Genomic DNA, 16,823 nt, shown 5'->3' with positions numbered 1-16,823 from the left:
TTAACCGTGGAAGTTCTTCAGTTTTTAGGCAGCGGTTTTATTACGGCTTTGCAGTGGCATAATCTTGTGTTTGCATTTTTCGGTGTGTTGATCGGAACCGCGGTAGGCGTTCTGCCGGGCATTGGTCCTATTAGCGGCGTGGCCTTATTAATTCCGATTACGGCTTCCATGACATCGGGTTTAAGTCCCGCAGAAGCGGCCACAAGCTCGATTATTTTGTTGGCGGGAGTCTATTACGGCGCAATGTACGGCGGTTCTACGACGTCCATTTTGCTGAATACCCCCGGTGAGGCGTCCTCGGTAGTGACTACGCTCGACGGTCATCAAATGGCCAAGCAAGGCCGGGCCGGCTCTGCTTTATCTATAGCGGCGATCGGCTCCTTTGTCGCAGGCATCGTTTCCCTTTTATTTCTGGTCTGTCTTGCGGGGCCCCTGTCGGATTTAGCGCTGACCTTCGGACCCGCTGAATATTTTTCGCTTATGGCTTTAGGGCTGTGTGCGGTGAGCGGGCTTGCCGGCAAATCGGTTACCAAAGCGCTGATTATGACCATTCTCGGACTGCTGCTGGCAACCGTAGGAATGGATGCGGTTTCCGGTGTGGCCCGCTTTACTTTTGATAACCCTTCTCTTTATCAGGGATTTGAATTTTTGACGGTGGCGGTCGGTTTATTTGCTTTGGGTGAAGTGTTTAAAACCATTTTGGAAAAAGATACGGATGACGGTCCGATCTCCAAAATTAACCGAGTGATACCGACTAAACAGGATCTTAAGGAGAGTGCGGCACCGATTCTCCGCGGTTCGTTGCTGGGATTTTTCATTGGCGTACTGCCGGGCGCCGGAGCAACGATTGCTTCTTTTTTTGCTTACATCATGGAAAAGAAGCTCAGTAAACATCCCGAGAAGTTCGGACAAGGAGCGATTGCGGGCGTAGCCTCCCCTGAATCGGCCAACAATGCGGCCTCGGGAGGAGCGTTAATCCCGATGCTGACCATGGGTATCCCTGGATCGGGTACAACGGCCATCTTGATGGGGGCGCTCATCATGTACAACATTCAACCGGGTCCGCTTTTGTTCAAGGAGCATCCCCAAGTGGTATGGGGTTTGATCGCAAGTATGTTTATCGGAAACGTGATGCTGCTCATTTTGAATATGCCTATGGTTAGAGTGTTTGCCAAAATTATTCAGACGCCAAAAAAGTTTTTGCTGCCCATGATCGTGGTCATTTCCATATTCGGTGTTTATGCGGTACAGGCGAGTATTTTCGATTTAATGCTGCTGATGTTGTGCGGCGTTGCGGGGATTTACTGGACGCGCAATGATTATCCGCTGGCGCCTCTGGTTCTTGGCCTTGTTCTGGGACCGATGATCGAAAATAATTTGCGCCGGGCGCTAACGATTTCGAATGGAGATTTTATCATTTTCGTGCAAAAGCCGGTTTCGGCTGTCTTTTTGCTGGCTGCGGCCTTATGGCTTATCATCCCGGTTGTTTTAAAGATGAAAGGCAAAAATGTATTACAAAGCGAGGAAGGATAAGAGGAGAAAATTTTCCTGCTTCACAGGCGAAATGAAGTAAAGCTAAGTAGTTATCCGCCTTCTTCTCTTTTCGCGGGAATGGAGGTTTTACTGTAATGCCTTGGCGATTTTGCGGGAGGGGTACCATTTCTGCGTGTAGCCTTAAACAATAATCGGCTAGCCCTCAGTCATTTTCATGACTTATGGGCCGGCCTTATTCTTTTCATTCCTTATCCAAAAATAAATTTACTGTGCTGCGCGGACCTTGGTTTGGACTGAGTGACAAGGTATCTTTATAATGCTGGCTGATCCCGCGCTGAGTCGAATCTAATCAGAATATATGTTCCCTGACAACTTTTGAACATAAGATGGTGTATATTTAGTTTGACAAGGCAAAAGTAAAGAACTGGGAGGGATAAAATGAATTACGTCGCTCATATTCGTGAAAGTGACAATCAGATTCAAGGCGTTGAGGAGCATTTGCTTGGAGTAAAAGATTTGGCGGAATCATACGGGGAGAAGATTGGCGTCAAGCATATAGCAGGTCTTGCGGGCATGCTTCATGATATGGGCAAATTTACCCATGAATTTAGAGAGTACATACTAGAGGCGGCGAGAAATCCGGATTCTCCGCCGAAAAGAGGCAGTGTAGACCATTCGACAGCGGGCGGAAAGTTATTATACCAGCTGTTTCATACGGGGAACCCTTCCAGGCTTCAGTGGATTTTGGCTGAAGTTGTAGGTAACGCTATTCTGTCTCACCATTCCTATCTTCACGATTTTCTCAATAAGGATTTGGAGTCGCCTTACTTGAAGCGCGTGCAGGAAAAACAATTAAATGAGTTTGATCGGTCTGTGCAGTGTTTTTTTGACCATGTGATCAGCGAGGCGGAATTTCACCAGTATGTTTCAAAAGCATTAGTAGAATTAGAGGCTTATCTGATGAAACCCTTTGCGGGGAATGATGAAAGCAAGCTGATGTTCCTGACCAAGTTTATTTTTAGCGCATTAATTGATGCCGATCGAACGAACACCAGATTATTTGAAGAAAATAAGACCCACGAACCGGAACAGAACCGCAAGGAGCTGTTCGATGGCTATTATGAGAAACTGATGGCAAAGATTCACTCGTACCAAATTCAAGACGCCGCAAAAACACAAATGAATATCCTTAGAAGGAAAATGTCGGAACAGTGCGACCAGTTTGCCGGGAAGCCGTCGGGGATCTATACCTTATCGATTCCAACCGGAGGCGGCAAGACATTGGCCAGTTTAAGATATGCACTCAAGCATGCCAGTCTGCACGGCAAGAAGCACATCATATATGTAGTTCCATATACAACGATTATTGAGCAAAATGCCGAAGAAATTCGCAAAATCCTGATGGATGGCGGACATATTTTAGAGCATCATTCAAACGTCATCATCGAGGACGGGAATGAGGACGACGAGAACGAGGACGGCCTGATCAATACGCGGCAAAAGCTGAAGCTGGCAAAGGATAACTGGGATTCGCCGATTATTTTTACAACGATGGTGCAGTTTTTGAATGTGTTCTATGCCAAAGGCAGCAGAAATATCCGGAGGCTTCATAATTTAAGCGAGTCGGTGATTATTTTTGACGAGGTGCAAAAGGTTCCCGTTTCATGTGTATCGTTATTTAATCAAGCACTGAATTTTTTGAAAACTTTTGGCCATTCCAGTCTCATTCTTTGCACTGCAACCCAGCCTGCATTGGATTTTGTGGAGCATAAGCTGGCATTGAACGCAGACGCTGAAATGATTGAAAACCTGGATCGCGTGATCGAGGCTTTCAAACGGGTGGAGATTATTGATAAAGCAACGGATGAAACGTTTAACAATAATAAGCTTGCCGATTTTATTGCGGAAAAAATGGACGAAGTTCAAAGTGTGCTTGTTATTTTGAATACGAAGACGGTTGTGAAGAGGTTATACCGTCAAATGGCGGGGAGTCATGTCCCCATTTATTACTTAAGCACATCGATGTGCGCCGCGCACCGAAATCACATATTGGAACAAGTGCGGGAACATCTTGAGAAGCATGAGAAAGTCATATGCATCAGCACACAACTGATTGAAGCAGGGGTAGATGTAAGCTTTGATTGTGTGATTCGTTCTTTGGCGGGTCTCGATTCAATAGCACAAGCTGCCGGAAGATGCAACCGTCATGGGGAGCGGGAGATCCAGCAAGTGTATGTTATTGATCATGAGGAAGAGAAATTGGATTATTTGCCGGAAATAAAGGTTGGGAAAAAACTGTCCAGGAGGATTCTCGTCGATCTTAAGCATGACCGGAACCACCATGGCGGCCATGTTTTATCTGCTCAGGCTATGGACAGGTATTTTAAGGAATTTTATACGGAATTCCGTTCGAGTTTGAACTATTTTATCCCCAAATTAGAGAAGGACATGACCGAGTTATTGGCGTCTAACAGGACACACAATTCGTATAACCAAGCCTATACGCATCACAAGAAAGAAAGCTTGCCATTATTTATTGTCAATAGTTATCGAACGGCAGCAGAACACTTTTATGTAATTGATAACCATACAACCTCTGTTATTGTCCCTTACGACGATGAAGGCAAAGACATGATTGCAAGGCTGAATGGCAATGAGTCGATTGAGGATTTATCACGATTATTGCGCAAAGCTCAGCAGTATACGATTCATCTGTTTCATTACGAACGGGCGCAATTGGCGCAGAACGGGGGGCTGGTAAGCCTGCTCGACGGGAAAATATTCGCGTTGAAGGAAAGTGCTTATAATAAGGAATTTGGCCTTGATCTCGACAATGACAGCCCATTTGAATTGGGGATGTTTTGAAGATGGTCAAGAAACTTATCTGATCGATCGGATAGGTTTCCACATCACACACTATACTTTTCAATCCAGACGCTTTGTTTTTTTATTATATCATGACTTAAAGTTAAATTTACAAGATTAAAGAAATGGAATATTATTAAAATATAGTAAATAAGTACTATATCAAGCTGTGAAGGAGGTGAATCGATGAGGAACTCGATCGAGTTTGTCGTACACGGCGCTTATGCGTTATTCACGGATCCTTTGACTAAGCTTGGCGGGGAGAAACTTTCCTACCAAGTGCCTACCTACCAATCTCTGAAGGGGATTGTTGAATCGATTTACTGGAAACCGACGCTCCTAATGATCGTCGATGCCGTCCGGATCATGAACCCCATCCGTATGGAATCCAAAGGCATTCGTCCGATGGATTATAGCGGAGGGAATACGCTTGCCAACTATACGTATCTGAGAGATGTCCGTTACCAGGTGCGTGCACATTTCGAATTCAACATGAACCGGCCCGATATGGCTTATGACCGTAACGAGTACAAGCATCACAACATTATGAAGCGCTCTCTCCAGGCTGGCGGCCGAAGAGACATTTTCCTCGGTGCCAGGGAATGTCAGGCTTACGTTGAACCTTGCGAATTTGGCGAGGGGGACGGGTTTTATGACGATTATGGCGATATTCATCTGGGCAGCATGGTCCATGGCATCAATTATCCGGATGAAACAGGCCGCAACCAATTGGAAGTGCGTCTATGGAATCCGGTTATAAAGGATGGAATTATCCAATTTATAAGACCTGAACAGTGCACGCAGGTTCGTGTGATTACGGACATGGAACCGAAGCATTTCGATCATGCGAATGTCGAATCGGCAGATGAGCTGTTCGCACAATTGGAAGAGGGGGGGAATCCATGAGCTGGTTATTAAATCTGTATGAAACCTATGAAGCTAATTTGGACCTTGTTGGCAAGATTGAAAAAAAACATAACGATCAAGAGTACACGCTGCTGCCTGTCTCCCATACAACGCAGAATGCACACATCGAAGTGAATATAACCGAGGACGGGGAGTTTCATTCGGCGACAGTGATTGACAAAAACGATGCGAGTACATTAATCCCGTGCACCGAAGACTCCGCGAACCGCGCAGGCTCCAAGATTGCCCCCTATCCGCTGCACGATAAATTAAGTTACGTGGCGGGAGATTATGCAGCCTATGGCGGTGAAATAAAAAAAGAAGAGCCTTTTACATACTACATTAAACAACTGGAAGACTGGGCTAATTCTCCATATGGTACCTCTAAGGTGAAGAGCATCTATCATTATTTGAGCAAGGGGCGGCTTATTCAGGATTTAGTGGAACACAAGATTTTATTTATAGATGCCGATAACCGCCTTATTGACAAATGGGACGACAAGAAATATGAGGCGCTGTATGGCTCAAAGCCGCCTATATTCTCAGTTATTAGCGGCGAGCAAGCAAGCGCATTCGTTCGGTTCAACGTCTATTCGCCTAATAAGATATTAACGGAAGTATGGAAGGATCAGGAGATGTACGATTCTTTCATCCAATTTTACAGCAGTCGGTTAGGCAAAGAGGATCTTTGTTACGTCTCGGGGAGAACGCTTCCGGCCACGGACAAGCATGCCAACAAAATTAGAAATGCAGGAGACAAGGCCAAATTAATTTCGGCCAATGATACCAGCGGTTTTACGTTTCGAGGACGGTTTAATCTAAGCCAAGAAGCGGCAAGCATTAGTTATGACGTATCCCAAAAAGCGCATAATGCATTGAAGTGGCTCATTCTTCGTCAGGGGAAGACCATTGATCAGCGGGTGTTTCTTGTATGGGGTAACGACGATTTGGATGTTCCGGGAGTTAATGAGGATCTTTATTCGATTTCCCCTGCGCCGATTGCCGCTAAAGAGAAAAAATCGTTTACCAATAAAGAGTTCGCCGTAGAAGTTGCCAAGGCGTTGGACGGGTATCGAAATCGGTTGTCGTCTTCGTCTGAAGTGAATATTTTAATTCTGGATTCGGCCACAACAGGGCGCATGGCCGTGCTGTACTACCGGAATTTGAACAAGGAGCTTTATCTGGACAAGCTTACGAAATGGCATTCTACCTGCGTGTGGCTGCACCGGTACCGCAAGGATGGCAATGGCGAATATGTGCAATTTTACGGGGCGCCCGCCACAAAGGATATCGCGCTTGCCGCATACGGGCCAAGTGCGAGCGACAAGACGGTCAAAGGGGTAATGGAGCGGATGCTGCCATGCATTATCGACGGGCGAGATATTCCGTTGGATATTGTAAACAGCGCTTATCACCGCGCGTCAAACCCCGTATCGATGGAAAAATGGGAATGGGAGAAGACGTTGAGTATTGCCTGCGCTCTAATCAACAGACGGGAGGGATACAATGTGGCATTAGACACAGACAATAATGACCGCAGTTATTTATTCGGCCGCTTGTTAGCTGTCGCCGATGTTTTGGAAAGACGCGCGTTAGGCGCTGAAGAAACCCGCGCCACCAATGCCATTCGTTATATGAATTCGTTCTCCAGGCATCCGGCAAGAACCTGGAAAACCATCCAGAATGCCTTGCAGCCGTATCAAGCCAGGCTGGGAACAAAGGGAACCTATCTATCCAAGATCATTGACGAGGTAGCTTCCCGAATTCCGATTGCCGAATTTAATAATAAACCATTGTCCGAAGTATATTTGCTGGGCTTCTATAGTCAACGGCATGAACTTTATCAGAAGAAAGAAAATAATGATGATGCAGCGGCTGCATCTGATTGAATAGGAGAGATGGACATGACTACTTTAGATCATAAAATTGATTTTGCAGTTGTATTGTCTGTAACCAAGGCTAATCCTAACGGGGATCCCCTGAATGGTAATCGGCCGCGGCAAAACTATGATGGTTATGGTGAGATTTCGGATGTCGCGCTTAAACGGAAGATCAGAAATCGTCTGCAGGATATGGGCGAATCTATCTTTGTCCAATCTAATGATCGCAGATCAGATTCTTATAGCAGCTTAAGAGAGCGTGCGGATGCGAATGCCGAGCTGGCGAAAATTCTGAAGTCTAAGACAAGCTCCAGTGATGAGTTTGCCAGAATTGCTTGCCGGGAATGGTTGGACGTCCGAAGCTTTGGCCAAGTATTCGCTTTCAAAGCGGATAAGGGAGCTGGTGTCTCCGTCGGTGTAAGAGGTCCAGTGTCTATTCATACGGCAACGAGTATTGACCCTATTGATATCACCAGCATGCAAATTACCAAAAGCGTCAATTCAGAGCCCGGTGCGGCAAGAGGCTCGGATACGATGGGGATGAAGCATCGCGTAGATTCAGGTGTCTACGTTTTTTATGGCAGCATCAATACGCAGCTGGCCGAGAAAACCGGATTTACGCATCAGGATGCCGAGAAGTTGAAGCAAGCGCTCGTTACCTTGTTTGAGAACGACGCGTCATCCGCCAGACCGGAAGGAAGCATGGAGGTCCACACGGTATATTGGTGGGAGCACAATTCCAAGCTGGGCCAATATTCTTCCGCCAAGGTACATCGGTCCCTAACGATTGAAAAACTTGTCGAAGAACCCAAGTCGTTCACAGATTACAAGTTTACTGTTCAGCCTTTGGAAGGATTAAAAGTAGAGAGCATCCATGGGAAATAATGAAGACGATGATTATTTAATGCTGTCCGGCATACAGCATTTTCAATTTTGCAAACGGCAGTGGGCGTTAATTCATATTGAACAGCAATGGGAAGAGAACGTCAGAACCATTGAAGGGGAGTATCTTCACCAGAATGCAGATCAGCCGTTTGTAAGAGAGAAGCGAGGTGATAAGCTTGTCGTTCGCGCGATGCCTGTGAAGTCGGAGAGCCTTAAAATATCAGGTATTTGCGATGTAGTAGAGTTTATAAGGGACGATAGCGGTGTTGAAATTAATAGCGCTGAAGGGAAATACATCGCCTATCCGGTCGAATATAAACGCGGAAAGCCGAAGCTGAACGATGAGGATATTTTACAGTTGGCTGCACAAGCCATTTGTCTGGAGGAAATGCTGCTGTGCGGCATTGATCAAGGCTATTTGTTTTATAATGAGATCAAACATCGGGTGGAAGTACCGCTAACCGCAGCGATTAAAAACAAAGTGAGGCTTGTTGTTGCTGAAATGCAAGACTACTATAAGCGCAGGCATACGCCTAAAGTAAAAACGGGGTCTTTCTGCCGAAGCTGTTCCCTTCAACATATTTGCTTGCCGGAGCTCATGAGTAAACGGACCGTTAAAAGTTATGTTGAAGGGAGAATCGGTGAATGAAAAAGCTGCTTAATACGCTATTTATTACGCAGCCCGATGTTTATTTGTCACTCGACGGTGATAACATTATTCTGCTTAAGGAACAGGAGAAGCTGGGCAGACTGCCGCTTCACAACCTGGAATCCATTATCGCTTTTGGTTACACAGGTGCAAGTCCGGCACTTATGGGATATTGCGCGGAGCGCAATATCTCATTAGTATTTTTTACTATGAACGGTAGATTCCTTGCCAGAGTGATTGGGGAAAGCAAGGGCAATGTCGTCCTGAGAAAGAAACAATATGCCATATCGGAAGATGAGGTCCTTTCGGCGAAGATTGCGCGTAATTTTATTGTCGGCAAGATTTATAATCACAAATGGATTATTGAGAGAATGACCAGAGATTATCCTTTACGCATCGATGTTGCCCGGTTCAAAGCGATTTCACAGCAGTTATCCGCTATCATGCTGGATGTAAGGGCGTGTGAAGATTTGGAACGATTAAGAGGGTTGGAAGGTCAAGCTGCAGTTAGCTACAATAAACTATTTGACTCGATGATATTGCAGCAAAAAGAGGATTTCTACTTTCACTCGCGTTCCCGCAGGCCACCGTTGGATAACGTGAATGCGATGCTGTCATTCGCCTATTCTCTGTTAGCGATTGATGTGGCATCCGCACTGGAAGGTGTCGGGCTGGATGCATATGTGGGATTTCTGCATCAAGACCGGCCGGGACGCGCTTCCCTGGCGCTGGATGTGATGGAGGAGCTGCGGGGTGTCTATGCCGATAAATTTGTGTTGTCATTAATTAACAAGAAAATGGTTAGTAATGAGGATTTTTTGAAAAAAGAGAACGGTGCTGTTATGATGAGGGATGAGGCGAGAAAGAAGTTTCTAACCGCATGGCAAAGTAAGAAGCATGAGAAGATCACGCACCCCTATCTCGGTGAGAAAATCTCCTGGGGATTGGTACCGCATGCGCAAGCCCTACTATTAGCCCGTTATTTGCGCAATGATTTAGATGAGTACCCGCCTTTCTTATGGAAGTAGATGAGGCATATTTTGAAGCCTGTTTCCGTCGCATCTCAAGCGGACGCATGGATTGAAAATTGTGAAAGTAGGTGATCGGGCTGCTGGTATTGGTTACGTATGATGTAAGCACAGTTAGCAGTTCAGGGCGAAGAAGACTGCGTCAGGTATCGAAAATATGCCAGAATTACGGCCAGCGTGTACAAAATTCAGTATTTGAGTGCGTTGTCGACGCCACTCAATTTGCTGTTTTAAAATTAAAGCTCCTTGATATTATTGATCAAGAACAAGACAGCCTCAGATTCTATCAGTTGGGCCATAATTACAAGAGCAAGGTAGAACATATTGGTGTGAAAGAGTCTTTTGATTTGGAAGGCCTTCTAATTTTATAGTGCGAATGTGTAGTGCACAAGGTTTTCCGGGGACATTCGCACCGGGAAAATGGTTAAAACCCCCATTTTGTTTACAGTTTTATCCATATCATTTCAGAAATTCATTGATTTACGCGTATTTTTGATCATAAAAATGGAGTTTCAGGCATATTTGAATCAAAAATCGCTGTCGCATCCCATGCGGATGCGTGGATTGAAATGTTATACTGCCTGTTAGTTGAGCAGCGACCTTGGGCGTCGCATCCCATGCGGATGCGTGGATTGAAATAATACTGTCTTTGTCGGCGGCGGATTTAACTGGTGTCGCATCCCATGCGGATGCGTGGATTGAAATGTCAAAGCCTTCAAAGTAAAATCCAAATGAAGCTGTCGCATCCCATGCGGATGCGTGGATTGAAATAAGATATCCGTTTGTTGTTCTTAATCTTGACTCGTCGCATCCCATGCGGATGCGTGGATTGAAATATTTGCAGGGATTGAAATAGATTCAGTGCTTTGAAGTCGCATCCCATGCGGATGCGTGGATTGAAATGTTCAAGCGGCTGGCAAACGTTTCGAGCTCCGCGTCGCATCCCATGCGGATGCGTGGATTGAAATAGCGGTTCGTCACGTATCTACGCACGAAAGAAACGAGTCGCATCCCATGCGGATGCGTGGATTGAAATAATTTTATATAGTGTTTTCGGCTTTGTTGGTTCGCGTCGCATCCCATGCGGATGCGTGGATTGAAATCTTTATACCGTCAAGTTTTAATATTTTTATAACCGTCGCATCCCATGCGGATGCGTGGATTGAAATGCTACGCTCTCGGAAAGTTTCAAGTCCCCTGCCTGTCGCATCCCATGCGGATGCGTGGATTGAAATACCTTACGAGGATACCGTTATTTCCGTTATTAGGTCGCATCCCATGCGGATGCGTGGATTGAAATTGTTCGCTGTAATATGGTTTGTATGTGTCTTTACGTCGCATCCCATGCGGATGCGTGGATTGAAATCACCTACGCGTGATATGAGCTGCATGTACCGCTTCGTCGCATCCCATGCGGATGCGTGGATTGAAATGACAAATTGACCTTATACAGCTCATGGAAGATGTAGTCGCATCCCATGCGGATGCGTGGATTGAAATCAGACGCGGTTTCTGTTGCTCCATATCCTGCAACGTCGCATCCCATGCGGATGCGTGGATTGAAATTAAAATTTTAGTGTTATGAGGACTATCGAAAGTCGTCGCATCCCATGCGGATGCGTGGATTGAAATATCCTCTTTGCTCACGGCCAAAATCAGCGGTTCCAGTCGCATCCCATGCGGATGCGTGGATTGAAATTCAGCTTGCGCGTCAATCGCATTGGGCTTGAGGCGTCGCATCCCATGCGGATGCGTGGATTGAAATTCAGCCACCAGCACATCCAACTCTCTCCCAGATGGTCGCATCCCATGCGGATGCGTGGATTGAAATTCACTTATTAAGGCGAAAGAAGCCGCCATCGTACTGTCGCATCCCATGCGGATGCGTGGATTGAAATTTCCGGCTCCTGCACCACTTAATCTGTGAAAACTGTCGCATCCCATGCGGATGCGTGGATTGAAATAAACTGAAACCAATAATGCTCAAACATCAGCAAATGTCGCATCCCATGCGGATGCGTGGATTGAAATATTAGATCAACATTAAAGTATGCGGCAAGTATTGTCGCATCCCATGCGGATGCGTGGATTGAAATGTGACTCACTATAAATCCGAAGAGATTTTTGATCGTCGCATCCCATGCGGATGCGTGGATTGAAATAGTACGCTTGTTTTATGTATTCCTTAACCTTGTACGTCGCATCCCATGCGGATGCGTGGATTGAAATCTCCTGCTTTTGACTGTAACGTGAGTCTTCCTGGTGTCGCATCCCATGCGGATGCGTGGATTGAAATCCTTGATATGATCAACGTATTTGCTAATGTAACGTCGCATCCCATGCGGATGCGTGGATTGAAATATGGCCTCCATATTGTTATGTATTACCTGTTATAGTCGCATCCCATGCGGATGCGTGGATTGAAATTCTTTAAATTGATCAAAAATCTCTTCGGATTTATGTCGCATCCCATGCGGATGCGTGGATTGAAATTATTAATTCTTCGTCAAAACATACCGCTCCGTCGTCGCATCCCATGCGGATGCGTGGATTGAAATTTGCATATTTTCAACCTCGGAAATAGTCTAACGTCGCATCCCATGCGGATGCGTGGATTGAAATTCTGCAGTCGAGCTAGCCCTTGAACAAGCCGAGGAGTCGCATCCCATGCGGATGCGTGGATTGAAATACAGAGCGCTTGTCGGCTACAACAACACCCGCCGTCGCATCCCATGCGGATGCGTGGATTGAAATGAATGTAAAAACCTACCGGATTAACCCCTTAAGTTTGGACAGATGCTCACGAAAATAAGCTCATTCTTCGTTTTTCATTGCTTAAAAAGTTCCACCGCTTGCCATTGACTCGGAGCCTCCGCGGCGGATGGATTCTTTGCGAAAGGGCGAAGCCTACAAGTTTTCGCAAGGCAAATGAGCCTATCATCCGCCGCCACTCCATGTCAATGGTTCGCCTGACGGCCAAGCTCCCTGCATTACAGGTGAATCGATGGAATAATCAGTTCTTTTCTCTTGTAAAATTCATGTGGCGATAGAAAATGGATACCGGAATGAATACGGGTTTCGTTGTAAAAGCGAATAAACTTTGCCACTTCTTCATAAGCTTCGGCATACGTTTCAAATTCGTGCTTGGACAAACATTCGTCTTGCAAGATGCGATGGAAGGCCTCGATATGCGCATTCATGTTGGGCGTTCGGTTCGGAATACGCTCGTGTTCGATGCCGAGCTCTTCACAAGCGCGTTGAAAGGCGTAAGACGTAAACTGAGGACCGTTATCTGTACGGATGACCGGCTTCTGATCGGTCGCATAGTGTTTTCTTTTCCATAAAGCCTGCTTTAACGTTTGAACGGCATCTTTGCCCTCACAGCGTAATCCGATATGGTAATCGATGATGGAACGATCATAGACATCTATAATCGACAAGATGAAGAAAAAACGTTGTTCCCCTGTAATGAAGCCGTACTTCAGATCGGCTTCCCACAACTGGTTGGATGCAGTAACTGTCCGGTTTTGAGCCAGTCGCTTTGGATAATGAATTTTCTTCACGCGCTGAGGACGAAGAACCTTCATCGCCTTGCATAACCGATATACTTTCTTTTTATTAATGATCAGATGATAATAGCGGCGCAATAAAATCGTCAGCTTAAGGTAGCCATAAGAAGCCCCTTCATTTTCGATGAACTGCAAAAGCCAAGCCTGTATTTGCTCATCCGGCACAGGAGTGCCTTGCTTTGTATACGAGTAGCCCGGAATCGGTCTACCCTCACTTACACGTTTCTCAGCTGTTTTGTAACTGGTCTGGTAATAGTACGTTGACCGGGCTACACCCACAATTCGAAGGACTTTCACAATCGGATATCCGAGGTTAATCCATTTGCGGGCTACTTCAATTTTGTCAGCAAGTGAGGGTTTTTCTTTTTTATGAGATCACGTAAAATGGCAATTTCGAGATCCTTTTCGCCTAGTAGTTTTTTGAGTTGCTCATTCTCCTGGGATAACTGCCGATTTTCCATCGTGATTTCCGATACGGAAACGGAATGTTCTTCCGGTATCGAAGAGGTCTTTTTACCCTCTTTATATTTGCGAACCCATCTCCCAAGCATATTGGCATTGATTTCGTATTTACGTGCCACAAGAGTTGGACTGCCGACTTCGATCGCTTCCAAAATGATTTTTTCTTTCAATTCGGGACTGTATTGTTTACGTTGCATATTACATTCCTCCCTAACACTGGACATTGTACTTCAAAGACCTTATTCTGTCCAAGTTCATTAGGGGGCTAAAAAGCTACAGCACGCACATGAATTAGGGTCGCATCCCATGCGGATGCGTGGATTGAAATCTTTTTGATTGCCAGCAAATCAGCCTTTTTCATGTCGCATCCCATGCGGATGCGTGGATTGAAATCAACGTATGATGAGGCATATAACTATTGCATTCAAGTCGCATCCCATGCGGATGCGTGGATTGAAATGTTGACGGCTATGCCTTAATAATACATGATAACGTCGCATCCCATGCGGATGCGTGGATTGAAATCATAAGTTGTTTTTAGCAATCAACCAAGTAGGAAGTCGCATCCCATGCGGATGCGTGGATTGAAATAATCAATCCTCAAGGATCACATCAAGAAGAATCACGTCGCATCCCATGCGGATGCGTGGATTGAAATTTGAGCAAATAAAAAACCACTTGCAAAGCGTTTCGTCGCATCCCATGCGGATGCGTGGATTGAAATGGCACACTCGGCTTCTTGTTTGGCTTTTTGTACTTGTCGCATCCCATGCGGATGCGTGGATTGAAATATGATACGCATAAGCTGCCAGTGATAACTCAATAGTCGCATCCCATGCGGATGCGTGGATTGAAATTGACGATCATTATAAGCTTTATATCAATTTTACGGTCGCATCCCATGCGGATGCGTGGATTGAAATTATGACAGTTACGTAACACGCCAGGCTGATATGGGTCGCATCCCATGCGGATGCGTGGATTGAAATGGTAAAATTGTAGATTTTTATATCTATGCCGACGTCGCATCCCATGCGGATGCGTGGATTGAAATATCCGGAAGAGTTTATGGATCCTGATGGCCGGCGTCGCATCCCATGCGGATGCGTGGATTGAAATAAAAACGAGTCAAGCACTAGCATAAAAACATAAATCGTCGCATCCCATGCGGATGCGTGGATTGAAATTAACCGTGATTGGATCGGATTGAACTTGTCTACCGTCGCATCCCATGCGGATGCGTGAATTGAAATACCGCAGATTAGAAGGGTTATGAAACTATGATTTGCTTCGTTATCCACCCAGTAGCGCGAAGAGCCAAAACTATTCACTTTTTGTATAATTCATGTTACTGCTAACGCGTAGTGTCGGCGGTTGACGGTGTAATTTGTCTTGCTGGTGCCGTAGATCAGACAGTTGTAACCGCTAGAATATAGACATCAGAAATCGCTAGATAATAATGAACACTTTACGCTCCTTCCTCCCCTAACTATCATTCATCTTAGAATAATCATCATGGGTGAGGAAGAGTATGAAGCGCTTAGAAAGGTGGCATATGTTTTTCTCCATTCATCAGATGAAAGAGAAAGGATTAAGGATCTCACAAATTGCTAGAAAACTAAATGTTTCGAGGAACACGGTGTATAAGTACTTGAGCATGAATCCAGATGAATTCAAACAATTCATGGAAGGTATGGAGACCAGGAAAAAGAAATTAGACCCCTATGAGCAGCGAATCATTCAGTGGTTGAGGGAGTACCCCGACCTCTCTGCCGCTCAAATATGGGATTGGCTAAAAGAGCACCATCCAGACATTGAAGTTGGGGAAAGTACCGTGAGAAGCTATGTCCGGATGATGCGGAAGATGTACGGGATCCCAAAGAGGGTACAGCAAAGGCAGTATGAAGCCATTCCCGATCCTCCAATGGGTGAACAAATGCAGGTGGACTTCGGGGAGACGAAAATGAAGAACCTTCAAGGGAATCTAGTCAAGTGCTGGTTCATGACGTTCGTTCTCTCCCATTCCAGGCAGAAATTCGTTCATTGGCAAGATCGGCCATTTGTAACGAAGGATGTGATCGATGCTCATGAATTAGCTTTTGCATATTATGGCGGAATGACGAAAGAAATCGTTTATGATCAGGATCATCTGCTGCTCGTCAGTGAAAATTACGGGAATCTAATCCTGACCCACGAATTTGCGGTTTATGTGCGTCATCGAGGCTTTCATGTCCACATGTGCCGAAAACAAGACCCCGAGAGCAAAGGTCGCATCGAAAATGTCGTGAAATACGTCAAACGAAATTTTGCACGCCATCGGATCTTCATCAGCGTGGATAAGTTGAATGAGGACTGCTTGGCTTGGTTAGACCGGACAGGGAATGCGCTGATCCATCATACGACCAAAAAAATACCAGCCGAAGTGTTCGCCCTTGAGAAGCAACATCTTCGCCCGGTCCCAGAAAAAATGCAAACTCCTAGTACGAGTATAACAAGGACTGTGCGGAAGGACAACACCATTTGGTATGAAGGGAGTCGGTATTCCGTTCCCCTCGGGACGTATGATGGCACCTCGAAAGAAGTTGGGATCCGGGTCAATGAGTCCACGCTTCAAATCCACGATGTGGATACCGGTGAAATCATCGCTGAACATGAACGCTCACAGAGGCGGGGCCAGCTCATCCAGAACACGAATCACCGGCGAGATCGCCAGAAGGGCATTGCTGCTTACTTTGAAAGTGTGAGGAGACAGTTTCCTGATCCTGATCTGGCTTCATCTTATCTGGAAGAGATTCGCCGGCTGCATCCGCGGTATACCCGTGATCAGCTCCAACTCATTCAAAAAACGCTGGATCAGGCATTTCAAGAATCCGTGGATCAGGCTCTCCGTTACTGTGTGGCCAACCGATTATACAGAGCCGTGGATTTTGCTGATGCCGTGAACCACTTCTCAAATTCTTGCGAAAAAACGTCATCGGATCGAAGCCATGTTACACAGCTGAGCGGAGTGGATCCGGCCAAATGGAAAGCCAAGCCTCAAATTCGTGATGTGGAGATCTACCGGCGCATTTTGAGAGGAGGCTAA

11 protein-coding genes and 2 CRISPR repeat arrays are annotated in these 16,823 nt (G+C 45.8%); of the genes, 9 read left to right on the top strand and 2 right to left on the bottom strand.

Annotated features, from left to right (window positions below; all coding sequences use genetic code 11):
- Positions 1-6 precede the first annotated feature (6 nt).
- From EXW96_RS14355 to cas2, 8 genes are all read left to right on the top strand, one after another.
- A complete protein-coding gene (locus EXW96_RS14355) occupies positions 7-1,533 on the top strand; it encodes a tripartite tricarboxylate transporter permease (protein WP_074727910.1) in 1,527 nt (508 codons plus the stop codon).
- A gap of 399 nt (positions 1,534-1,932) precedes the next feature.
- Positions 1,933-4,359, top strand: coding sequence for a CRISPR-associated helicase Cas3' (cas3, locus tag EXW96_RS14350; protein ID WP_174350822.1), 2,427 nt, complete (start codon positions 1,933-1,935; stop codon positions 4,357-4,359).
- Positions 4,360-4,545: 186 nt separating this feature from the next.
- Entirely contained in the window at positions 4,546-5,265 is a 720-nt protein-coding gene (gene cas5c / locus EXW96_RS14345) for a type I-C CRISPR-associated protein Cas5c (RefSeq protein ID WP_174350821.1), read from the top strand.
- Positions 5,262-7,154, top strand: coding sequence for a type I-C CRISPR-associated protein Cas8c/Csd1 (gene cas8c / locus EXW96_RS14340; RefSeq protein ID WP_174350820.1), 1,893 nt, complete (start codon positions 5,262-5,264; stop codon positions 7,152-7,154). The genes cas5c and cas8c overlap by 4 nt, the downstream gene beginning before the upstream one ends.
- A 15-nt stretch (positions 7,155-7,169) precedes the next feature.
- The gene (cas7c, locus tag EXW96_RS14335) at positions 7,170-8,030 is read left to right on the top strand and encodes a type I-C CRISPR-associated protein Cas7/Csd2 (RefSeq protein ID WP_174350819.1); all 861 of its coding nucleotides are present in this window, start codon (positions 7,170-7,172) and stop codon (positions 8,028-8,030) included.
- Positions 8,020-8,679 (top strand): CRISPR-associated protein Cas4, encoded by a 660-nt coding sequence (cas4, locus tag EXW96_RS14330; protein ID WP_062407234.1) that lies wholly within the window; start codon positions 8,020-8,022, stop codon positions 8,677-8,679. The genes cas7c and cas4 overlap by 11 nt, the downstream gene beginning before the upstream one ends.
- Positions 8,676-9,707, top strand: a complete 1,032-nt coding sequence (gene cas1c, locus EXW96_RS14325; RefSeq protein WP_174350818.1) for a type I-C CRISPR-associated endonuclease Cas1c — start codon at positions 8,676-8,678, stop codon at positions 9,705-9,707. Before cas4 ends, cas1c begins: the two co-directional genes overlap by 4 nt.
- A gap of 80 nt (positions 9,708-9,787) precedes the next feature.
- Positions 9,788-10,078, top strand: coding sequence for a CRISPR-associated endonuclease Cas2 (cas2, locus tag EXW96_RS14320; protein ID WP_054820100.1), 291 nt, complete (start codon positions 9,788-9,790; stop codon positions 10,076-10,078).
- A gap of 168 nt (positions 10,079-10,246) precedes the next feature.
- A CRISPR array of direct repeats spans positions 10,247-12,461; the repeat unit is 32 nt; unit sequence GTCGCATCCCATGCGGATGCGTGGATTGAAAT.
- A 236-nt stretch (positions 12,462-12,697) separates the two neighbouring features.
- Here cas2 and EXW96_RS14315 read toward each other — a convergent pair.
- Together EXW96_RS14315 and EXW96_RS14310 are read right to left on the bottom strand one after the other, a co-directional pair.
- Positions 12,698-13,573, bottom strand: coding sequence for an IS3 family transposase (locus EXW96_RS14315; RefSeq protein WP_164751801.1), 876 nt, complete (start codon positions 13,571-13,573; stop codon positions 12,698-12,700).
- A gap of 32 nt (positions 13,574-13,605) precedes the next feature.
- Complete coding sequence (locus tag EXW96_RS14310; RefSeq protein ID WP_127607655.1) at positions 13,606-13,935, bottom strand: transposase; 330 nt, start codon at positions 13,933-13,935, stop codon at positions 13,606-13,608.
- Between the two features lie 99 nt (positions 13,936-14,034).
- Positions 14,035-14,991: direct repeats of the CRISPR family, unit length 32 nt; unit sequence GTCGCATCCCATGCGGATGCGTGGATTGAAAT.
- A 278-nt stretch (positions 14,992-15,269) separates the two neighbouring features.
- On the opposite strand from EXW96_RS14310, the gene istA reads away from it, so the two are divergent.
- Complete coding sequence (istA, locus tag EXW96_RS14305) at positions 15,270-16,823, top strand: IS21 family transposase (RefSeq protein ID WP_035156031.1); 1,554 nt, start codon at positions 15,270-15,272, stop codon at positions 16,821-16,823.

It is taken from the genome of Paenibacillus sp. JMULE4 (assembly GCF_013337105.1).
Lineage (GTDB): Bacteria > Bacillota > Bacilli > Paenibacillales > NBRC-103111 > Paenibacillus_G > Paenibacillus_G naphthalenovorans.
This window is presented reverse-complemented; position numbering and strand designations above follow the sequence as displayed.